The organism is Candidatus Kuenenia stuttgartiensis (assembly GCF_900232105.1).
Lineage (GTDB): Bacteria > Planctomycetota > Brocadiia > Brocadiales > Brocadiaceae > Kuenenia > Kuenenia stuttgartiensis_A.
The window spans coordinates 549,083-573,242 of record NZ_LT934425.1 but is presented as its reverse complement, the minus strand read 5'-3'; the positions used below and the strand labels follow the sequence as shown (position 1 = coordinate 573,242).

The 24,160-nt window shown below is 43.5% G+C and carries 13 protein-coding genes and 1 pseudogene; all 14 read left to right on the top strand.

Features of this window, described 5'->3' with window-relative positions; genetic code table 11:
• Positions 1 to 2: 2 nt before the first annotated feature.
• Positions 3 to 176, top strand: coding sequence for a hypothetical protein (locus tag KSMBR1_RS20660; RefSeq protein ID WP_157820336.1), 174 nt, complete (start codon positions 3 to 5; stop codon positions 174 to 176).
• A gap of 64 nt (positions 177 to 240) precedes the next feature.
• Entirely contained in the window at positions 241 to 999 is a 759-nt protein-coding gene (locus tag KSMBR1_RS02635) for a class I SAM-dependent methyltransferase (RefSeq protein ID WP_157820335.1), read from the top strand.
• 148 nt (positions 1,000 to 1,147) lie between these two features.
• Positions 1,148 to 1,963: a sugar phosphate nucleotidyltransferase gene (locus KSMBR1_RS02630; RefSeq protein ID WP_099323937.1), complete on the top strand. Its 816-nt coding sequence runs from the start codon at positions 1,148 to 1,150 to the stop codon at positions 1,961 to 1,963.
• A complete protein-coding gene (locus KSMBR1_RS02625; RefSeq protein ID WP_099323936.1) occupies positions 1,957 to 2,790 on the top strand; it encodes an ABC transporter permease in 834 nt (277 codons plus the stop codon). Before KSMBR1_RS02630 ends, KSMBR1_RS02625 begins: the two co-directional genes overlap by 7 nt.
• Before the next feature lie 29 nt (positions 2,791 to 2,819).
• A complete protein-coding gene (locus KSMBR1_RS02620) occupies positions 2,820 to 4,169 on the top strand; it encodes an ABC transporter ATP-binding protein (RefSeq protein WP_099323935.1) in 1,350 nt (449 codons plus the stop codon).
• Between the two features lie 95 nt (positions 4,170 to 4,264).
• Positions 4,265 to 5,440 (top strand): phosphotransferase family protein, encoded by a 1,176-nt coding sequence (locus KSMBR1_RS23875; RefSeq protein WP_099323934.1) that lies wholly within the window; start codon positions 4,265 to 4,267, stop codon positions 5,438 to 5,440.
• 48 nt (positions 5,441 to 5,488) lie between these two features.
• The gene (locus KSMBR1_RS02610; protein WP_157820334.1) at positions 5,489 to 6,487 is read left to right on the top strand and encodes a glycosyltransferase family 2 protein; all 999 of its coding nucleotides are present in this window, start codon (positions 5,489 to 5,491) and stop codon (positions 6,485 to 6,487) included.
• 51 nt (positions 6,488 to 6,538) lie between these two features.
• Entirely contained in the window at positions 6,539 to 8,428 is a 1,890-nt protein-coding gene (locus tag KSMBR1_RS02605; protein ID WP_099323932.1) for an asparagine synthetase B family protein, read from the top strand.
• Between the two features lie 86 nt (positions 8,429 to 8,514).
• Positions 8,515 to 8,844: a glycosyltransferase gene (locus tag KSMBR1_RS02600; protein WP_099323931.1), complete on the top strand. Its 330-nt coding sequence runs from the start codon at positions 8,515 to 8,517 to the stop codon at positions 8,842 to 8,844.
• An 86-nt stretch (positions 8,845 to 8,930) separates the two neighbouring features.
• Positions 8,931 to 9,119 (top strand): annotated as a pseudogene (locus tag KSMBR1_RS20655) (ISAzo13 family transposase); the annotation flags it as partial.
• A gap of 324 nt (positions 9,120 to 9,443) precedes the next feature.
• Positions 9,444 to 11,000: a hypothetical protein gene (locus tag KSMBR1_RS02595; RefSeq protein ID WP_099323647.1), complete on the top strand. Its 1,557-nt coding sequence runs from the start codon at positions 9,444 to 9,446 to the stop codon at positions 10,998 to 11,000.
• 619 nt (positions 11,001 to 11,619) lie between these two features.
• Complete coding sequence (locus KSMBR1_RS20650) at positions 11,620 to 12,270, top strand: hypothetical protein (RefSeq protein ID WP_157820332.1); 651 nt, start codon at positions 11,620 to 11,622, stop codon at positions 12,268 to 12,270.
• 1 nt (position 12,271) lies between these two features.
• Positions 12,272 to 15,094 (top strand): Ig-like domain-containing protein, encoded by a 2,823-nt coding sequence (locus tag KSMBR1_RS02585; protein ID WP_099323929.1) that lies wholly within the window; start codon positions 12,272 to 12,274, stop codon positions 15,092 to 15,094.
• Between the two features lies 1 nt (position 15,095).
• Positions 15,096 to 24,143: an Ig-like domain-containing protein gene (locus tag KSMBR1_RS02580; RefSeq protein ID WP_099323928.1), complete on the top strand. Its 9,048-nt coding sequence runs from the start codon at positions 15,096 to 15,098 to the stop codon at positions 24,141 to 24,143.
• The last annotated feature ends 17 nt before the right edge of the window (positions 24,144 to 24,160 follow it).

The following is a 24,160-nucleotide window of genomic DNA, read 5'->3' as shown; positions in this document are numbered from 1 at the left end:
ACATGTTTAACATTTGTAGTAATGTTTTCGTGGCTCTCTTTGTCGGTCCGGTCTGTGATGTTATAACAGTTGCCAGGCGGAATTTGAAGGCAGTAGAAGTTTTAGACGGAGCAGACTGGTTTACCTGCTACGGCATGATTGGGAATGCCGGCACCTGCCAGAATGTAAAAATATAAGCCGTAGATAGATTGGATATTTTCAGAAACTTTACAAACTATTATTGAAAAAGGAGGTAATACAATGAATCCCGTTAACAACGTTTTATCCTTATTTGGTCTCCGATTGAGCAAGTATAAGAAAGAACCTCTTAAGTTAAGAAATGAAATAAGGGAAGCCATGGAAAAATGTGATCGCGACTTTGAACAAGTGAAGAGAAATAACAGGGGTTTTCGCGTTTTAAAGGATTTCCGTTATCAGGGCGGAGAACATCCGACGTTTATCAGCAATGTTCATTGTGATTTTGCTGCCTATCACTTATACAAAACAAAACCGTCAAAGGTGTTGGATATTGGTTCATGGAGATTATTCATTATAGGAATGTTGGCTCATTCCGACGTAACGACTATCGATTTCCGTAAAAGAGAGTCGATGTTGAAAAATGAGACAATTATAACATGTGATGCACGATCACTCGATTTACCGGATAAATCATTTGATGCGGTTATATCTTTGGGCGCATTTACTCATTTTGGTTTGGGAAGATATGGGGACGAATTTGATTTAGACGCCGATGTCAAAGCATTTAATGAGATGAAAAGGGTACTTAAACCCGGCGGATTTTTGATCTTTAACACATTAATTGCCAGAAGTGAGCCAACCATTTTATTCAACAGATGCAGAGTTTACAATCTCGAGTTGATCAGAGGTTTTTGTAATAATTTAGAATCTGTTGATGAGAAATTTGCCAGTCATCAGACAAAAAAGTATTGTTCCTTTGATGAGATTACAAGTGATCCAAAATATTTTGATAGCTATTTGGGGTGCTGGAGAAAAAAATAAAATATGATCAGACGTTCAAAAGGCAATTAATGACATGACGATTAAATTCCAGTATAACAACATTGAAAGATATATGAAAGAGGGCCGGTTACAGATACATTGTGACAACAGGAAGGACGACTGGCCAGAGGAATCAAAAAATCGATAGATGAGAACTAAAAGAGATATTGTTGGTCTTATACCTGCTGGTGGCAAAGCCTCCAGGATTTCCCCATTGCCCTGCAGCAAGGAATTGTATCCTATCGGCTTTCGTTATGTAGAAAATAATAATGCCCGGCGTCCAAAAGTTGTCAGTCATTATATTTTAGAGAAGATGCGAATGGCCAACATCACGAAGGCGTATATTATATTACGTGAAGGGAAGTGGGATATCCCCACTTATTATGGTGATGGTAAATTGCTGGATATGCACCTTGCATATTTGATGATGGGTTTACCTTACGGAGTACCTTATACATTGGATCAGGCATATCCCTTTGTGCAGGATGCCCTCGTTGCTTTAGGATTCCCTGATATAATATTTCAACCGGACAATGCATATGTGCGCGTACTTGACAAACAGGCAGAGACAGGTTCTGACATAGTGCTTGGGCTTTTTCCCACTGATCGTCCTCATAAAAACGATATGGTAGAACTCGATACTAATAGCCAGATTCGCGCGCTTCATATAAAACCGGAAAATACTCAACTGACTTATACATGGCAGATTGCCGTATGGACACCGGCTTTTACAGATTACATGCATAATTATGTATCAGGCAGAAAAGAGAGCGATAATTTAGGATATAAAAAAGAATTGTTTGTAGGAGATGTTATTCAGGCCGCTATAGAGAATAAGATACGGATTGATTCTGTACTTTTCAAAGAGGGTAATTGTCTGGACATTGGTACACCCGAAGATTTGATGAAGGCTTTATATGTAAACTTAGCAAAAGAGAATCAAGGAGATCAAGGGATATGTTGAACGCAAGCAACACCAAGTTGACTGTTATTAAGCCGAAAAAGGGCTGGCAAATATTGAATCTGAAGGAATTTATTGAATACAGAGACCTGTTTTATTTTCTTGCCTGGAGAGATATCAAGATTATGTATGCTCAGACAATTCTGGGATTATTCTGGGCCATACTCAAACCGGGCATGCAAATTATTGTTTTTAGCATCATATTTGGGAAAATTGCCAACGTGTCAACAGAGGGTATACCATATTTTCTCTTTTCAACTGTGGCAATTATTCCCTGGACGTATATGTCACAGGCGATGCAGGAATCCAGTCAGAGTCTGGTGTCAGGGCAGCAAATGCTGGGTAAAGTTTATATTCCAAGACTGATATTCCCCCTTGTGCCAATACTATCAAGACTTATTGACTTCGCAATATCCATAGTAATTGTACTGGCAGTTATGTTTTATTATAATGTTCCGGCTACCCTCAATCTTCTTTTTGTGCCGTTATTTATACTCCTTATGGCATCAATTCCTGCGGCTATAGGACTTTGGCTTTCTTCACTTGCTATAAGGTTTCGTGATATTAAGCATGCAATACCTTTTCTGCTGCAACTACTGATCTATACGGCGCCTATTGTTTATTCAGCATCCACCATTCCGGAAAAATATCGTATTATTTATTCTTTTAACCCTATAGTAGGCGTGATCGAAGGTTTCAGGGCGAGCCTGCTTGGTACGCCGTTGCCCTGGCCATTCATATGGCCTGGAATAATCACGGCCATTTTTCTGGTTTTGAGCGGTGCATACTACTTCAGACGTATGGAGAGAATTATTGTAGATGTAATTTGATTTGGCTATTTCAGCTTATGAGGAATAATATGCAAGACAAAAACATAGTAATAAAAGTTGAAAATATCAGTAAGTGTTATCGGATCGGGCTAAAAGAGAATATGCACGACAGTTTTGCAAAGAGCATATTCAGCTTTATAAAAAGCCCTCTGGAAAATTACCGGAAATATCGTTCCCTCTACAGATTTAATGACCTGAACCGTGAGAATGACAGTTCTGATATAATTTGGGCGGTAAAGAATGTTTCTTTTGAAGTCAGGCAGGGCGAAATTGTTGGCATAATAGGACTAAATGGTGCGGGGAAATCAACGCTTCTCAAAATACTTTCTAAGATTACCGAACCGACTGGTGGAAGAGCGGAAATTCAAGGCAGAATATCAAGCCTTCTTGAGGTTGGAACAGGATTTCATCCGGAACTCACCGGGAGAGAAAATGTTTATCTTAACGGTACGATACTTGGCATGAGAAAAAAAGAATTGGATCGCAAGTTTGATGAAATCGTTGATTTCTCAGGCATTGAAAAATTCATTGATACCCCAATAAAGAGGTATTCCAGCGGTATGAAGGTCAGACTTGCCTTTGCCGTAGCAGCCCACATTGAACCTGAAGTACTTCTTATTGATGAAGTTCTGGCAGTTGGGGACATTCAGTTTCAAAAAAAATGCCTAAATAAAATGGAAGAGATCGGGAAGCACGGAAGAACCATCCTTTTTGTTTCGCATAATATGGCTGCTGTTACAAGAATATGTCCTCGTACCATTTTAATCAATAAAGGCGGTATCTTGCATGATGGACCGTCTCATGAGGTTATTAGTCATTATATGGGATCAGAAAAAGGAACGAGGGCAGAGCGAACCTGGCAACCTGAAGAAGCTCCAGGTGATGAAGTGGTGCGTTTATACTCTGTACGGGTTCTTTCAGAAAGTGGTTGCGTATCAGAAGCAATTGACATAGGACAACCGGTTACTATTGAGATGGTATACGAAGTGTTTCGGCATGGATTTAATATGTTTTCATATTTTCACCTGATTAACGAAGAAGGAATTGAATTGTTTATATCTTTTGAAAATGATCCCGAGTGGCGAAATCGTCCTCGCTTGTCGGGACGATATGTGACTCATGCACAGATTCCCGGGAATCTTCTGGGAGAAGGAATTTTTTATATTACACCAACTCTAAGAACTTTAAATCCAAATATCCGCCGCTTTAAGGTGCCTGATGCGGCAGCTTTTCAGGTTGTTGACAGTATCGATGGCAATTTATCACGTGGGGATTATTATGGCGGGAATGTCGGAGGAGTCATAAGGCCGCTACTGAAGTGGAAGACACAATATCATTCAGAGAGCGCTAAGTCTGTTTTAGCAACCTTGTCTAAATAACCGAATAGGTAAAGCATGTCTTTATTAGTTAATTACCATTGATTCGATAGTATTTTTTAGCAAGAAAATCTCCAATTGTTAAGTGAAACCAAATTATGTTACGTAAATACCAGTATATAAAATTCATGGAACATGGTCGTTATTTTTGTTTGCAACAGAGTCCATTTATGTTGTTCTGTGTGCTATTTTTTAAAAAAAATAGCATACGTCCCAATAATGGAATTGGATTAAAAAAATGTTCGATACGATGGATTAAGCGCAAGATTCGCGAATATATTTCTTATTTTCACGGAAATATTTTTACGTTTATCAGTTTTGTAAAATACAAATTTGGTATTCAAAAAATTGGTTCGTTAGTAGAGTTGCCTTTTTACGGGCAAACATGTGTACTCGTCAATAAAGGGTACAAAATTTTTAATATTCGTAGCGGAGTAGCAATAAAGGTGTACCGAAATAATGTCGATATTCCAACTATTACAAAAGAAGTGGAATGTCTGAAAAATGGAGCTCTATTTGATTTTGCTCCCTCTATAAGTAGAATAAATATCAAAGAACGATGGTGTGAAGAAGAGTATATTAGTGGCGCTAAAGACCATTCAAATAATCCGCGAGATTCTAAGATATTGCTAAAAAAGTTTTATAAAGATATTGTGCCATGTCTTGAGAGTTTGATACTACGTCAGTTTCCAATAAAGAAACACACAATAAATTATATTTATGAGATTAAAAATACTTTAGTGTCTGGCAATTTACTGAGGAAAGAATTAGGTGTAAAGAATATTGATAAAATATTAAGTTTTTTTCACTTGATGGGTGAGCGTGTGCATTCCGAAGATAGTTCACTCATTTTTCTTGTGCTTACCCATGGAGATTTCTGCCCAGCTAATATGCTGAATACAAGACATGGATTAAAAGTCATCGATTGGGAAAGTGCAACTTTCCGGTCTGCCTTATTTGATTTTTACAGTTACTTTTTTTTCCGTACCCTTCATCAGAAACTTCCACTTGACAAATTAAGCGCAGAGATAGAAACAGCACTTCCATATCTTATTACCAAATTAGATGCTATAACTCCCGCCGTTTCCGGGAGCCTGAAATCTTTTGAGAGGATTTATCGCTGGTTTTTTTATATTGAGCGGATCTTTATGCTTGTAGTACGTGAGAGATATGACACAAAGCTTGATATCATGGATACTATTCTAAGCTATATTGAAGTATTTAATTCTTACGAAGAGATATATGCAGAGAACGCTGAGAAAATGCAGAAATGAACAGGTTTTTTAATAAACTTAATACTCCGGTTCCGGAATAGAGGGAAATTGAACACTAAAACATTAGTCAGTATTTGCAGTCCTGTGTATAACGGAGAGGATCACATCGAAGATTGCATTAAAGGCGTACTTACTCAGACCTATGAGAATTTTGAATATATCATCGTAGATAATGCTTCTACTGATAACACCCCATCCATTATAGAAAAATACAGAAAGAAAGACTCCCGCATCAGGGTTTACCGGAATGAAAAGACAGTATGTATGGATGATAACTTTAATATATGCGCCGGTTACTGTTCGGACAATTCCAAATGGATAAAGTATGCATTGGCTGATGATTATTTATTTCCGGATTGTGTTGAAAAAATGGTCAAAGTCGGTGAGATGGATGAGCAGATTGGTATTGTATCCGCATATCGTATAGCTGGCCGTTATGTAACAAGCATGGGCTTACCGATTGAACAGAATGTTTTTAACGGCGCTGAGATACTGAAACAGCAAATCCTGTTGAAATTGCATGTTGCCGACGGCTCCCCAAATACTGTCATGTATAAAAAAAGTGTGTTTTTTGAGTTCAATGGATTTAACAGCAAATATAACCAGAGTGATGTGGAATTAGTATTTAAACTACTGGATAAATACAAGTTTGGTTTTGTTCATTATGTTCTGACAAAATCGGGGAGAGATAAAAAAGGCGGATTTTATTATTTGGTTAAGCATGGATTTCATATATTGGAGTATTTAGATTTTGGATATAAAAATCTAAGTAATTATAAAAGTATCAGTTTTGACAAGGACGAGATGGATTATCTAAAAATGTATTATGCTCGTGCAATCGTGAGTTTTTTGATAACTAAGTGTGCTTATTTTGAATGGGAAGACATAAAACGAATGTTGGGAAATATCCCGGAGGATATTAAGAAAGAGGTAAAGAAAACCTTCGTCAGAGATTTTCCAAAACATATCATAAAATATTTTGTGTCACTGTTAAGGCGTATTAAGAGCTATTTAAGAGATAAAAAAAGATTTGAGCAATTTACATAATCATTCTATTTCCAGGAGAATGTCTATCTTTCTTTGTGCAAGAGGAAAATCATGAATTTATTTGTTATTGGCTGGAATTTACCGGAAGGGCGTGATCATGAAGTATTGGCGGAATTAAAAAAGATGAATGAAATCTATCCGCGATTGGATTCCACTACACTATGGCATCGTAGAAGCATTTCAGGCTCTATGCTCACTGCTTCAATGCATACGGCAGACCTTACTGCCGCTCCCAGGCGTTATGTCGCACAAAGTGACTCTGACGTCGTTTTCTACAGCGGTTTGCCTGTTAATGCAAGCGGCACTTATTCCGCGCACCATGCCGAAGCCTTATCTTCACACTGGGACAGCCTCACTGAAAACCTCGAAGGAATGTATTGCATTATACGCGCTGCAGATACACCGGCGCGACTCGAATTAATGACCGACATTGCCGGTATGGAACAGGTCTATTATTTTCATCAGGGTGATTTATGGATAATCAGCAACAGTGTGCGTCTTATCGGACGTATCTGTAAGCTCCGCGCACTAGACCCGCTTGGAGTAAGTTTGTTCCTCAGTACGGGCTGGGTTTGGGACGACCGTACATTATTGTCAGATATCAGAGTAGTATCAGCAGGACAACTTTGGACATGGAAAGAGGGCCGCGATGAGCCTGACCGGACATGTTATTTTAAACCTTCGGATTTGGCTTGCCTCCGCCATAAAAAATTTACAGATGCACATTATAAACTCCTGGCCGATAACCTGACCCAAATCCTGAGCGTCCTGAATCAGAGTTTTGATAACGTGAAATGTGCCCTGACTGGCGGGCTTGATACTCGCTTTGTGACAGCTTTACTTATCCATGCGGGACTGCCGGTACAATATTACACCTTCGGTGAAAAATCCGGTGCCGACGCGAAAATCGCAAAACAGATTGCGGATACTTTTAACCTTAATTACAAATTGATAGACATACCGTTGTCTGACATTCTAAACAACTGGGATCAAGGATGCCGGCAGATTGTATTGCAGTCAGACGGCATGGTCATCATCGATTACGTCTCAGCGCTGCTGGCATGTCAGGTCTTGTCCAATGAGCAACAGATTATAGATCTGGGAGGCAGCGGCGGCGAATTGGCAAGGGGTTTTTACAGCACACCTGACCTGGATTTATTTTTGAACAGGTATGATATTGCACAGATGCAGCATTCCCTTACCAGGAAGATTGTTAACGACAGCGGTGGAATAATCCGTCGTGAGGCAATAGAACAGTCGCGAAATTGTATGAACAACTTTGTAAAACTGTATTCTGACTACGGATTTGCACTGAACGACATCCCCGATGTTTTTTTCCTTTACTCAGCGATTCACAGAAAACGTGGTAGTAATAAACGTATGTGTATGCAATTGCAGGATTTCTTTTCGCCTTTTATTACCCGCGCCTTTATTGAGGCCGCATTTTCCATGTCGGCAGCACAACGCTATACAGAGCCATTTCACTATAATCTGATTCGGTTACTATCGCCGGATTTGCACAGAATGCCGAGGGATAAAGGACATTGGCGTTCTCAAAGCCCTGTAACGCACTTGATAAACTTTTATAGTTACAAGAAATTGAAAAGCGTCCGGCAACGAATTTTGAATATTCTCGGTTATTATTCCAAATCGGTAAAAACGTCCAAAAGATTACATCTCCAAACCGACATGTTTGACTTGACAAAATGGTTCGAGGCAAGGCGTGAACAAATGCGGGAGTTTTGTCTGGATAAAAAGGATTCATTTATTTGGAATTTTGCGGAACGCCGGTTGTTTGAGAAAATTACGTCGCCGGCCTCTGACCCGGCAGAACTTTCTCAATATGGGACATACATAAGCACCGTTTACAGAATTGCAACGCTGTTCTATTACGAAAGCAGCGTTAAAGAAACATATTCTAATCAATCAAATAGGTGGTAATATGCTTTTGAGCGACATAATCGTGCAGTCAGGCAGGGCCGCACTACAATTGCAGGCGAAAGACGGCTAGTCTCCCCAGGGATGCAATGGCCCGTATCATGATCCGGAAACACCTGCACATAATACCGCACCGTCGGGATGACTATACAAAGGCCATTGATTCACTCAAGCTCTATGAATATTTCGCCTGCGGGAAACCAGTTGTAGCCACTGATATTCCAGTCATACGTGAACACGGTCATGTAGTTTATATAGCTAAAGATGGAGATGACTTTGTTCAAAAATTGGAAGAAGCGCTGGTATCCTTTACTCCCGCAAGCGGTGCACTGCAACGATCCATAGCTATGCAAAATACCTGGGACAAAAGAGTTGAGCAATCGTTTTTCTTGATTCAGGCCGCATTGCACAAATTATGAGTGCAAATACTTAGGTATAGTAAATGAATAACTCATCGGTTTATACAGGTTTTTGGTTTTCATTTATATTATATTCCATTCCATGGATGATTTCTAAAGAGACAATAAATGTAATTCGAGTTAAATATGACACTCTGAAAGTCGAGCTTGGCGAGAGAGGGCGTCGAATGTGGGCAGCCGCCGAAGCGCAATCATTAGGATATGGAGGCGTGGCTGCCGTTTCAAAAGCAACCGTTATTGCAGAAAGCACGATAAGAATTGGCCGACGTGAAATGGCAACGAGTCCTGCCGGAGATATTTAAAGATATTTTCGTAGTAAGGCTTTTTTATTTGCAACGTGGCATGCACCTTTTCGGGTGTACTCCTGAGAGTATATCCGTTTTGGCGTATTTACAGCATTTGAACAAAGATGTATAATACTCCTTAAAGTGCCTGAAATACAGATAGCGCAGCAAAGTCACAACCAAAAAAGTTTAACCACGAAACACGAAAGGCCTAGCGCGGCCTTTGGCCGCAACCAAAAAGGTGATTTTTAGTTTATTATAAAGTATAGTAGTATCCTCGTAAATAGTAATCAGACAATTTGGAGGACACTACTTATGAATAAGTTGATGGAATTATATCGAGACAGGATCGTGGGTGCAATAAGCGGTCTGGACAGGATTCGTTTTCGCGGGACATTGCGGTGGTTGGCCAGTGAGCGTGGGATGGGAACATTCATGAACCAAGCGAGAATTCTGCTTAAGGATTTTTCCGGTTGGGTCAATGGGCTTACGGCACAGGTGCGAGACAGTTGTGAATCGCGGGCGAAAGATTTGGGTATCGAGGTGCGGTATTTGATGAGCAGCGGTGTTGATAAGGAGAAGTTGGCTCGCCAGATCGCGGCGGATAAGAGGATTACGGAAGGTTCCATCTGCCTGTTGAGTGTGGTAGAGCCTTGTATTGCGCCGATGGTCAAGGGCAACAAGGCCAGCAAGAAGCTCGAGTTGGTAATGGCGCCCCGCAAGTGTGTCTTTGTGTATCATTATTTTAACGATCCAGTGTTTGGTTTTGGTCATGTTCGTATCCAGAGTTGGGCGCCGTTTAATATTTTCATTTGTCTCAATGGTCGTCATTGGCTGGAGCGGCAACTTCAGAAGCAAGGTATTGATTATGTTAAGGACGGCAACTGTTTTGTGCGTATAGAGGATATTGCGGCTGCGCAGGTTCTGCTCCATGAGCAGCTTAAGACTGACTGGGCGAAGCTGCTGAACGGGCTTGCGTTGGGCAGTTGCCCGGCATTGTCGCAGATTCTTCGTCCGTTGGAACCGGAGTATTACTGGTCTGCGGATGAGACGGAGTGGGCGACGGACATCATGTTTAAATCGGTTGAGGCATTGGAGGAGTTGTTTCCATCGTTTGTTCATCATGCGATGCGGGTTTGCGACAGTTCTTCGGTGATGAAGTATTTGGGTAGGCGTAACCTTGCAGGCGCTGCCCCTGATGAGGTTATCAGCGACTATCGAAGACGCTATGAAGGTATACGGGTCAAGCACAGTGTGAATTATAATTCAGTGAAGATGTATAACAAGAGCGGTAGTCTCTTGCGTATTGAGACAACGATCAATAATACGCGGGACTTTAAGGTCTTTCGGAGTCCCAATGATGATGAAGGCAAACCGGCGTCATGGCAGAAGATGCGTAAGGGCGTAAGCGATCTTCATCGACGGTGTGAGGTGAGCCAACAATGCAATGATCGTTATGGGGATGCTTTGGCGGCGGCTCAGGTAGAGGAGAAACTGAAAGAAGTGGTGAGCAGCGCTTGTAACAAGGTTGTCAAAGAGGGCAAGAGGTATCGAGGTTTGAATCCCTGGCAGCAGGATGATTACCAGATGCTGATGTTCCTGTCCAAAGGCGAAAACGCGATAAATGGATTCCGCAACCATGATTTGCGTAAGTGGCTTTACCGGGAATCCGAACAATCCGGCAAGGATCAGCAAAAGAAATATTCCGGACGAACGACCCGGCGGATAAAGATGCTGCGGGCACACGGTCTAATCCGCAAAGTTCCGAGGGCCAACCGCTATGTTTTGACGGAGAAAGGCCAGAAGTTCTCTTGTTCACTGATGACCGCTTCAGCCCTTGATATTAAAGCACTTACGGAAATGGCGGCATGAAAAACACGCATAAAAAACAAGAAATTGATGGATAGTAGTACAGAGAGAAACTTACAAAAAAAAGAAGTTTTTACAGGGTAATACGATAGCGGCATATATCAGAAACATAAATGTCATTCCCATGAAACTTGTCATCGTGAAAACGGGGAACGGGAATCCATAAAAATAATGGATTCATGGTCTGGCCTGTAAATGACAGGCTGTTGAAAACTTGAAAACTTATGTCGCTATGTATGGTCGTTAAAGAATGTAAAATCGAAGGGCGGTACGATATGGAAAATAAGAATTTACCTGGATTCAAAACACCAAGGGTGAGCGCCTATACCGAATATGGCAGGGTTATGCATTTTAATACTTCTTGCTTTGATGAATAGAGACTGGGCGGACGGGCGGCACTGACAAACCTTGTTCCGGTATGCTTTGCACCGGGAATTTTGCCTGTTTATAATTTAAATGCTCAGGAATTTCAATCATGGTTTCCATTCTGGAAAGAGGGGATTAAGGGGAAGGACATGTGTAAAAATGCCTTTAATCCCCCATGCCTCTCTTTTTAGAGGGGGAGTTAAAAAAGTTGCTGCCAAAGACAGCCTAATTGAATAAAAAAACGGAGGAGGATAAAATGGAAAGGGAATCGAAATGTTACGTGCGAAAGAGCTGGTGGCTTTATTTGATTAACTGCATAATTTATACAACCATATCCTTTTGCTTCATATTAGGTATGAGCGGGATATTTGGGCAGAATGCATATGCTAAGGCTACCTCAGCATCTTCTTCAAAAAAAGTAAAGATCGATAAGGGGGATGAGTGGCGCTATTTTAAAGGGAAACAAGAACCTCCGGATGGATGGTACCACATCGGGTTTGATGATAGCGATTGGCAAAAGGGAAGGTCAGGTTTTGGATATGGTAAAGGAAATGGAAATGGAAAGGGAAGTGAAAGTGGTAGTAACATTACCAACCTTGAAGATATGAAGGGCAGTTATTCAAGTTTTTATGTACGCAGGGATTTCATTGTTGATGACGTACACGCAGTTACAAATATGACTATATCCATTGACTGTGACGGCCCATTCATTGTGTATCTTGACGGCATTGAAATTATCCGAAATGAGTCAGGTTTGAAGGACGAATTATTAGATGTAAGCGGATTTATACACGAACTGTTTTCCGGTGAAAATATATTGGCTATTGAATGTAGCAATGATGATATAAACAGTGATGAATTCTCTTTTACTCCCTATTTCGAATTAACTGAAAGGCAGGACAAATAAAATGAAGCATAACAACTATCGCAGAAAACATAGGGAGTCAAGACAATTCCTCAAAAAACCCTTAGATATTATTTTACTTGTCTTGGTTTTATTCATTCTAATTGGCAGTGGATTTGCGCCTGGTTTTACTAAAACAATGAATAATGTTTTTGCTGGCAACGTACCACCTATTGCTAATGATGGTGCGGCTGTAACGAATATGAATACCCCGGTTGAGATAGATGTTGTTGCCAATGATACTGATTCTGAAGGTGCTATTGATCCGCTCTTGGTGATAATCGCAAGTAATCCTGCCAATGGTGTAGCGGAATTAAATGATGATGGCACAGTGACCTATACGCCGGATGCAGGGTTTACGGGGACAGATAGTTTTACCTATACAGTGCTGGATAACGAGGGGGCCTCATCCAATGAGGCAATCGTGACGGTAGCGGTCGTTGAGGGGGTTCATGTATTTACTGCTTACAATGACCTTTCATGGTCTACAGGGCAGGCGAATACCAGGATCACGCTTTACACAACAGGGCAAAACGGGTTGCTGAAGGATTACTTTACCGGTACGAATACCCCGGCCACCCTAACTATTGCTGGAGGATACATAGATTACTGCAATATACTGGCTCAAGGCGGTAATGCAAACAGCGGAACCGATGCATATGCGATTTTCAACGGCCCTGTGGATAGTGCGGGGCTTATCAGTTACAGCGGAACAAATCTTACCTTTGCCTTTGCCGGTCTTGATCCGGATTTGAACTATGAATTTGTTCTTTTCGGTAACCGCAATAATACCTCCTATACCGACCGGATGACGACAACCACCATCTCGGATGTTGTGTCCTTTACAAACGCAAGCACACCAGGCGCTGATTTTTCAGGAGAAACAGATCCAGCGGTAACAATAGTAAATGGCGATAATACCGTCAATGGGTACGTTGCACGTTTCACCAACATCAACCTTGGTGCTGACGGTGATATGCTGTTCACCGTTTCGTCTCCAAACGGCCAGTTTTATGCTAATGCGCTGATGCTGAGGGCCACTCAGCCATCCGACACGGCATACCCGAGGGTAAGCGCAACGAGTCCTGCCCTGAATGAGACCGGGGTATCAGTAAATATCGAAAAGATAACGGCTACATTTAGCGATGCAATGGACGCAGACGGCATAACAACATCTACCTTTATTGTAAGTGACGGGATTGGCAGTGCCATAGAGGGTCAAGTAGACTACAGCTCTGTCGATATGACGGCTATTTTTAAACCGGCAATTCCTCTGTCATATGCCACGACATACACGGCAACGATAACTACGGATGTAAGAGACATTGCGGGCAATGCGATGCTTGCTGATTACACATGGTACTTTACGACAGAAGATATGTTTGATGAGACGTCACCGGAGGTAAGCGGTACGAATCCGGTTAATGGTGCGACCAGGGTGTCTGTAAATATTGAGGAGATAACGGCTACATTTAACGAGGCAATGGACGCAGACACCATAACAACATCTACCTTTCTTGTAAGTGACGGGATTGGCAGTCCCATAGAGGGCCAAGTAGACTACAACCCTGTCGATATGACGGCTATTTTTAAACCGGCAAATCCTATGTCATATGCTACGAAGTACACGGCAACGATAACCACAGATGTAAGGGATATTGCAGGTAATGCGATGCTTACTGATTACACCTGTAGTTTTACTACTGGTATCGACGAATATCCGTGGGGTTTTGACGCTTGCTATGCATTTGATGAAGGGATGGGAGAGATTGCAACTGATTCTTCCGGGAATGACATGAAAGGCACAGTTCATGGCGCTATATGGACAACCGGGAAAATCGGTGGTGCATTGGATTTTGACGGGGATGATTATGTAACAATTCCTTGCATGAATTATGACGAGATTTCAGTATCTGCATGGTTCAATAAAAACGCATCTGGCACCAACGTTATATTTGGTGGTTTTCGATATTATGACGATGTTCAATGTCAGGAAGGATTTGACTTGTATTTTAATTCGGGTACGCCCAATAGACTCAGGTTTGTTGTGGTCACAAGGAATACAAGCGGGACAAGGACCGTAAAAGATGCAACAAAGGATTTTACCGATTCGAATGGGAGTTGGTATCATGTTGTTGGTACATACAACAAGACTACGGGAAAACAGAAGTTATATGTGGATGGGCAGTTGGTGAATACACAAACGCATCCATCGGGGAATGTGATAGTACCATTAACGGAACGGAATTATATGGCCATAGGAGCAAGATATAACGATTGGGGTTTTTTCAGTGGAAGTATAGACGACGTTCGTATCTACAATTATGCATTAGATGAAGGGGAGGTGCTGGCCTTGTTGTCCGAAAAAGTATGTATCAAGGAAGGTGATGAATGGCACTATTTTAAAGGAGTACAAGAACCTCCGGATGAATGGAAACACAGTGTATTTGATGATAGCGGATGGCAGAGTGGACCTTCATATTTTGGATATGGACGGGAGGGGATTACGACCAATCTGGAAGATATGCAGGGCAATTATTTAACTGTTTATGTACGCAAGGATTTTACAGTCAATGACCCAGATGCAGTTACAAAAATGACACTATTCATTGAGTGTGATGGTCCGTTCATTGCGTATCTTAATGGCATACCAATTATCTCAAACCCGTTTGGTTTACCCGGTGAACTGTTAGATGTAAGCGGATTTATAGAAGAACTGTTTCCCGGTGAAAATATATTGGCTGTTGAAGGTAGCAATGATGATATAAACAGTGATAGTTTTTCTTTTACGCCGTATTTCGAATTAACGGAAAGGTTGGACAAATAAAATGACGCATAACAGCCGTTACAGAAAACAAAAGTGGGTAAGACAATTCTCCCAAAAAGCCCTAGGTATTATTTTATTTGCCTTGGTTTTACTCATTCTGGCCGGCGGTGGATTTGCGCACGGTGGAAATGCAAAATATATTATTTTATTTATAGGGGACGGATTTGGCTCTAAACATATTGAGGCAGTAAATAAATACAACGGCGACACCGCGCCTTTATATCAATCAGGGCCCCCATGGGTTAAATATATGGTATCCACCTTCCCTGAAGGGGGCAGCTATAATACGACGGAGGCGTGGTCCGATTTTGATTATGTAAATACTACTCCTGATACTCAGGATAGCGCTTGCACTGCTTCAGCTATTTATAGTGGTTCTAAAACTTCTCTCGGACGGATGTCTGTCTCTTCAGATGGTTCAACAAGATTGTTTACCATTGGGGAGAGAGCGAAAGAATTAGGAAAAGCAGTTGGTGCAATTAGCACGGTTCCTGCATCACATGCCACACCAGGGGCGTGGGTAGCTCATAATGACTCTCGCATAAATACTTTTGCCATAGCAGACGAGGGGTTTTTTGGAAATCCTAATACCACCGGTTCAGTTACTACTAATACAAAATACGGAGGAGGCCATGGTTCAACTATGCCTCCTGCGGATGTTATGATTGGCGGTAACGTCACAAATTACATAAGCGACCAGATATTGAACAAGTTAAGAACCGAAAGCGGCCAGGCGGGAAAGCATGTTTTGGTTGAGCGGAAGACAGGTGTTAACGGCGGTAATGCCTTGATGTCTGCCGCGAATACATCTTCCACTTTGAAATTAGCCGGTTTATTTAATCAAGTATATCACAATGCAAATGGCGGGGGGTATAATTCAGATAATCCCACCCTTTCCGAGAGTGTATTGGCGACAGTTAAGGTGCTGAGCAGAAACCCGAACGGTTTTGTGCTAATGGTAGAAGGAGGTGCTATTGACTGGGCATCTCATGCAAATAACATGAATCAGATGATCGGTGAAGCGAAAGACTTTTATAATGCTATTCAGACTGTAACTGATTGGGTAAATGATACTGGCAATGACGCCACATGGAACAATACTCTGGTTATTGTAACTGCTGATCATGAAACTGGGTATCTGACTGCAGGGCCAGGGATATTGGCTGATCAGCCTCTTGGCAATGTGGATTCTACAACTCTTTCCAAAGAGAAAATAGTCTATAATACCGGCGGGCGGAAGGCGAGTTGGGAGGACGCAAATAGTAACTACCTAATTGATACCGGTGAGACAGTATACTGGTACTGGAATTCTGGAAATCACACAAACTCACTGGTTCCATTATATGCAAGAGGTACAGGCTCGGAGCTTTTTGTACATTACGCAATTAATATCGATTCTGTTCGCGGTCCTTACCTTGATAATACAGATGTGTTTTCCGTAATGAATAGTGCCATCGCCATTGCAGGAACGGCAACGAAGGTGGCATTTGTCCAACAGCCTACGAACACAACGGCAGGAGCCGCAATTAGTCCTGCGGTGACGGTACAGTTACAGGATGATAGCGGTAACAATGTATACACTTCCGACGTTTCGGTTACGATATCATTGTCTTCAGGGACAGGAGTGCTCAGCGGTACGGCAGTGCAGAAAACGAATGCAAGCGGCCTTGCAACGTTTAGTGGTTTGAGCATCGATCTTGCGGGTTCAAAGAACCTGACGGCAACGAGTGCCGGATTGATGTCAGCCGTGAGCAACGCATTTACTATATCCGATACGACTCCGCAGGTCGCCTACTATCGTTTTGACGAGAGCTCTGGAACAAACGCCGCAGATTCTTCAGGCAATGGCAACAACGGCGTTCTAATCAATGGTCCTGTCTGGACAACTGGTAAAATCAGCAACGCCCTCTCCTTTGACGGGGTGAATGATTATGTGAGTACAGCAGATACCCCATTTGACTTTGAACGCACAAACAGTTTCTCCGTTTCGGCGTGGATTAAGCTGGCTCCTACTACGCTTGAAAACCCAATAGTTAGTAAAGATGGAGCTGCGCCTTCTTATACTGGTTGGTCTTTTTATGTTGAACCCGGCTCGTTGCGTGTATTCCTTACTAATAAATGGAATTCTCCCTCTAATGGAATCGTAAAAGATAGCGCCATCCAGGTTGACGACAATGTATGGCACCACGTTGCTTTTACCTACGATGGAACATCACTCGCTAGTGGTGTTAACATCTATATTGACGGCAATCTGTCCAACGGAACAGTAACTAGAAACAATCTTTCCGCCTCTATACTTAATGATGTGCCATTAAGCATAGGTGCGCTAGCCGGTACCTCTATAGCGTTCAACGGACTCATCGACGACGTCCAGATATACAACCGGGCGTTGAGTGGCCAGGAGGTTTTGTCCTTATTTAACAACGCTACAACGCCCGACACAACACCGCCGGAGGTGAGTGCAACGAGTCCGGTAAGTGATGCTACGGAGGTGGAGATAAACAGTGCCATCACCTGTACGTTCAGCGAGGAGATGGACGCAAGCAGCATAACATCGTCCACCTTTGTGGTGAGTGATGGAAGCGGTAATATAGGTGGGGCGATATTATACAGCGGTACGACTGCCACGTTTGCCCCGACTGGCAACCTGTCTTCATCCACCACCTACACGGCTACGATTACCACAGGGGTAAAGGATGTGGTGGGCAATGGGATGACAGGCGATTACGTCTGGAGTTTTACCACGGGAGTGCCCGACACGACACCGCCGACGGTGATTGCAACGAGTCCGGTAAGTGATGCTGCGGAGGTGGAGGTAAACAGTGCCATCACCTGTACATTCAGCGAGGAGATGTACGCAAACAGCATAACACCGTCCACATTTCTGGTGAGTGACAGGATCGCTACTGTAAGTGGAATTGTGTATTATGTCAATCAAACGGCCATGTTTATGCCATTTGGTTCTCTGTCATATTCCACCACCTATACGGCGACGATTACCACCGGGGTAAAGGATGTGGCGGGCAATGGTATGACCGCCAATTACGTCTGGCGTTTTACCACGGGAGCGCCCGACACGACACCGCCGACGGTGAGTGCAACGAGTCCGATAAGTAATGCTACGGAGGTGGAGGTAAACAGTGCCATCACCTGTACGTTCAGCGAGGCGATGGACGCAAACAGCATAACAACGGCCACCATTCTGGTGAGTGATGGGAGCAGTAATATCGGTGGGACGGTATCATACAGCGGTACGACTGCTACGTTTGCCCCGACTGGCAACCTGTCATCATCCACCACCTATACGACGACGATTACCACCGGGGTAAAGGATGTGGCGGGCAATGGTATGGCCGCTAATTACGTCTGGAGCTTTACCACGGGAGCAGTGCTTGACGCAACTCTTCAGGCATACTATGCATTTGATGAAGGTACTGGAGTGACTGTAACGGATTCGTCAGGTAATAACAGAAATGGCACAATTACCGGTACAGGAGCCACATGGACAACAGGAAAAATCGGTGGCGCATTGAATTTTGACGGGAATGATTATGTAACAATTCCTAGTATGAATTATGATGAGATTTCAGTATCTGCATGGTTCAATAAAAATGCATCCGGCACTAGCGTTATATTTGGTGGTTTTATATATAATGCTGATGTGCAATTGCAGGAAGGATTTGACTTGTATTTTAATTCGGGTACGCCCAACAGACTTCGGTTTGTCGTGGTCACAAGGAATACAAGCGGGACAAGGACAGTAAAAGATGCAACAAAGGATTTTACCGATTCGAATGGGAGTTGGTATCATGTTGTTGGTACATACAACAAGACTACGGGAGAACAGAAGTTATATGTGGACGGGCAGTTGGCGGATACACAAACACATCCATCGGGGAATGTTATAGTGCCATTAACGGGGCGGAATTACATGGCCATAGGAAGCAGGTATACCAATTTTGGTTTTTTCCGTGGAAGTATAGACGACGTCCGTATCTACAACCGGGCGTTGAGTGGCCAGGAGGTTTTGTCCTTATTTAACAACGCTACAACGCCCGACACGACACCGCCGGAGGTGATTGCAACGAGTCCGGTAAGTAATGCTACGGAGGTGGCGGTAAACAGTGACATCACCTGCACGTTCAGCGAGGCTATGGACGCGAGCAGCATAACACCGTCCACCTTTCTGGTGAGTGATGGGAGCAGTAATATAGATGGGGGGGTATCGTACAGCGGTACGACTGCCATGTTTACCCCGTCTGGCAACCTGTCATCTTCCACCACCTACACGGCTACGATTACCACCGGGGTAAAGGATGTGGCGGGCAATGCGGTGGCGGCCAATTACACATGGAGCTTTACCACGGGAGCGCCCGACACGACACCGCCGGAGGTGATTGCAACGAGTCCGGTAAGTGATGCTACGGAGGTGGCGGTAAACAGTGCCATCACCTGTACGTTCAGCGAGGCGATGGACGCAAACAGCATAACGACGGCCACCATTCTGGTGAGTGATGGGAGCAGTAATATAGGTGGGACGGTATCATACAGCGGTACGACTGCTACGTTTGCCCCGACTGGCAACCTGTCATCATCCACCACCTACACGGCGACGATTACCACCGGGGTAAAGGATGTGGCGGGCAATGGTATGACCGCTAATTACGTCTGGAGCTTTACCACGGGAGCAGCGCCTGACTCAACTCTGCAGGCACACTATGCATTTGATGAAGGGACGGGAGCGACTGCAACGGATTCGTCAGGTAATAACAGAAATGGCACAATTACCGGAGCTACATGGAAAACAGGGAAAATCGGCGGTGCTTTGGGTTTTAACGGTACAAGCAATTATGTATCGATTCCCCGTTTAAACTATGACGAGATTTCGGTTTCTGCGTGGTTTTATAAAAATGCAAATGACACGGCGAACGCTGATGCCATATTCGGTGGATGGAGATGGAGTTCAAACTTACAACAGCAGGAGGGTTTTGATTTACGATTTCATCAGAGTTCCCCGAACACACTTAATTTTATATTAACGTCAAAAAATGTGAGTGGAACCAGGATAACTAAGACAGGAACGTATAGTTTTAGCAATTCAGTTGGTAATTGGCATTACGCTGCAGGTACGTATAATAAAACTACAGGAGAACAGAAGCTATATGTAGATGGACAGCTAGTTAATACCCAACTCCATCCTGCGGGGAACACAATAGTGCCACTGACGTCCTATTCAGATATGAGGATAGGGTATTCAAGGGTTAATAATGGTTATATGGACGGTAAGGTCGACGAGGTTCGGGTTTACAATCGGGCTCTGAGCGACCAGGAGGTGTTGTCTTTGTTTAATGACACTGTAAGTCCAGACACGACACCGCCGACGGTGATTGCAACGAGTCCGGTAAGTAATGCTACGGAGGTGGCGGTAAACAGTTACATCACCTGTACGTTCAGCGAGGCGATGGACGCAAACAGCATAACGACGGCCACCATTCTGGTGAGTGATGGGAGCAGTAATATAGGTGGGACGGTATCATACAGCGGTACGACTGCTACGTTTGCCCCGACTGGCAACCTGTCATCTTCCACCACCTACACGGCTACGATTACCACCGGGGTAAAGGATGTGGCGGGCAATGCGGTGGCGGCCAATTACACATGGAGCTTTACCACGGGAGCGCCCGACACGACACCGCCGGAGGTGATTGCAACGAGTCCGGTAAGTGATGCTACGGAGGTGGCGGTAAACAGTGACATCACCTGCACGTTCAGCGAGGCTATGGACGCGAGCAGCATAACACCGTCCACCTTTCTGGTGAGTGATGGGAGCAGTAATATAGATGGGGGGGTATCGTACAGCGGTACGACTGCCATGTTTACCCCGTCTGGCAACCTGTCATCTTCCACCACCTACACGGCTACGATTACCACCGGGGTAAAGGATGTGGCGGGCAATGCGGTGGCGGCCAATTACACATGGAGCTTTACCACGGGAGCGCCCGACACGACACCGCCGGAGGTGATTGCAACGAGTCCGGTAAGTGATGCTACGGAGGTGGCGGTAAACAGTGCCATCACCTGTACGTTCAGCGAGGCGATGGACGCAAACAGCATAACGACGGCCACCATTCTGGTGAGTGATGGGAGCAGTAATATAGGTGGGACGGTATCATACAGCGGTACGACTGCTACGTTTGCCCCGACTGGCAACCTGTCATCATCCACCACCTACACGGCGACGATTACCACCGGGGTAAAGGATGTGGCGGGCAATGGTATGACCGCTAATTACGTCTGGAGCTTTACCACGGGAGCAGCGCCTGACTCAACTCTGCAGGCACACTATGCATTTGATGAAGGGACGGGAGCGACTGCAACGGATTCGTCAGGTAATAACAGAAATGGCACAATTACCGGAGCTACATGGAAAACAGGGAAAATCGGCGGTGCTTTGGGTTTTAACGGTACAAGCAATTATGTATCGATTCCCCGTTTAAACTATGACGAGATTTCGGTTTCTGCGTGGTTTTATAAAAATGCAAATGACACGACGAACGCTGATGCCATATTCGGTGGATGGAGATGGAGTTCAAACTTACAACAGCAGGAGGGTTTTGATTTACGATTTCATCAGAGTTCCCCGAACACACTTAATTTTATATTAACGTCAAAAAATGTGAGTGGAACCAGGATAACTAAGACAGGAACGTATAGTTTTAGCAATTCAGTTGGTAATTGGCATTACGCTGCAGGTACGTATAATAAAACTACAGGAGAACAGAAGCTATATGTAGATGGACAGCTAGTTAATACCCAACTCCATCCTGCGGGGAACACAATAGTGCCACTGACGTCCTATTCAGATATGAGGATAGGGTATTCAAGGGTTAATAATGGTTATATGGACGGTAAGGTCGACGAGGTTCGGGTTTACAATCGGGCTCTGAGCGACCAGGAGGTGTTGTCTTTGTTTAACAAGAGTGACCAGGCGGTGTTGTCCTTATTTAGCAACACTGTAATTCCCGACAAAACACCACCGGAGGTGAGTGCATGGAGTCCTGCAAGTGGTGCGACAGGTGTAGCGGTAGATAGTGTGATAACGGCGACATTTAATGAGGAGATGGATGCCGGCAGCATAACACTGTCCACATTTCTGGTGAGTGACGGGATCGATACTATAGATGGAACGGTATCGTACAGCGGGACGACTGCCACTTTTATCCCGTCGGGCAACCTGTCCTCTTCCACCACCTACACGGCTATGATTATCACTGGGGTAAAGGATCTGACAGGCAATGCGATGGCATCTGACTATATATGGCGTTTTACTACGGACTATATGTACGGCACAGCGACGATTACCATGAGCTTGAGTGAAGAGACAGGTGGTCAGCAGGCCCACTATGCATTTGATGAAGGTACTGGAGCGATTGCAACGGATTTTTCGGATAATAATAAAAACGGCACAATTACAGGTTTTACCGGATCCACATGGACTACAGGGAAATTCGGAAGGGCACTGAGTTTTAACGGCGAAAGTACTTATGTATCGATTCCGCCTTTAAATTATGACGAAATTTCGGTTTCTGCGTGGTTTTACAGATATTCAGTAGATACGGTAGCGCCAGATACTATTTTTGGAGGTTGGTCCTGGAATTCGGGAGGGCAAGGATATGGATTATATTTTGATCAGTATAGCGCTTCGGGAAACACCATAAGATTTATTTTAACCACTAAAACATCCGAAGGTACGAAAACGCAAAAGCACGCAACCAATGACTTGGTCACCTCGACTGGCAAGTGGTATCACGTTGCCGGCACTTACAACAAAACTACAGGTGAACAGAAATTATATGTAGATGGGCAACTCGTTGATACACAAACACACCCGGCGGGAAATACCATAGTGCCATATACAGCAGCATCATATATGGCTATAGGGGCATCAACTTCTAATTATGGCCATATGGACGGTAAGATAGACGAGGTTCTGGTTTACAACCGGGCGCTTAGCGCCGTGGAGGTATTGTCCTTAAGATTTTATAACACTACAACGCCTGACACAACGCCGCTTGTGAGGATTACTACACCCGATAATTATTATTTACAGGAAAATTCAGATCTCTCTGTTCAGGCGGAAACCAACAATTTACAGCAAAATCAGGGAATTCTCTTTGTGCTCGATAGCGGAACTGCTTATGCGCAAAGTATCCGCGATTACACAGCGCCTTATGAAGTTGTATTTACAAACCTTTCTCGGGGTGAATATGTAATGGATGCTTTTGTTGTGGATGCTGAGGGTAATAAAATTCCCGGAGAGTATGCACACGATAAAAGAGTGCAAATTGGCATTGGTGATTATTATTGGGGAATGGGAGATGGTATTACAATAGGAATTGGAGACGATGACGTTTCTGACGACACTTCACAAGATGGGCGAAATGCGGGAGGTGGTTACCCACCAATATTAAATAATTTACTTACAGCGGCGAGAGGGTATCCACACACTGTTTTTAATGAAGGAGTTGGGGGGTCTACCTCACCTGATGGAGCTTCTTCTATTAATAGAATGCTTCTAAGACATCCCAACGCTAGTGGATGTTTGGTTCAGTATGGAACAAATGATGCTAATCCGCTAGGGTTACCCATCCCAAGCGGGCTGGGTTTGAATCCTGGTGATCCCGGATATCCCGGGACTTTTAAAGATAATATGCAAAAAATTTCAGAGGCAATAAATGCTGCAGGTCAGAAAGTCTGTTTAGCAAAAGTGCCAATCGCTTTAGGAGACAGTTCCGGAACTTATCATGACCCTGACAAGGCGCCAAGAAATATATTGATTAAAGAGTATAATCAGGTCATCGATGAATTAAAAAGTAATTTCAGTAACAATATTCTCATAATTCCTCCTGATTTCTACAGTTATTTTAACTATTTAGATTTGCCAACAGAACGTCGTCGCTATGAAGACGAATATGCGGACACACTCCATCCAAATGGAATTGGGTACAGGTCTATGTCCAATCTGTGGTTCCAGACATTAACTCAATAAAGGAGGAAAATGATGAG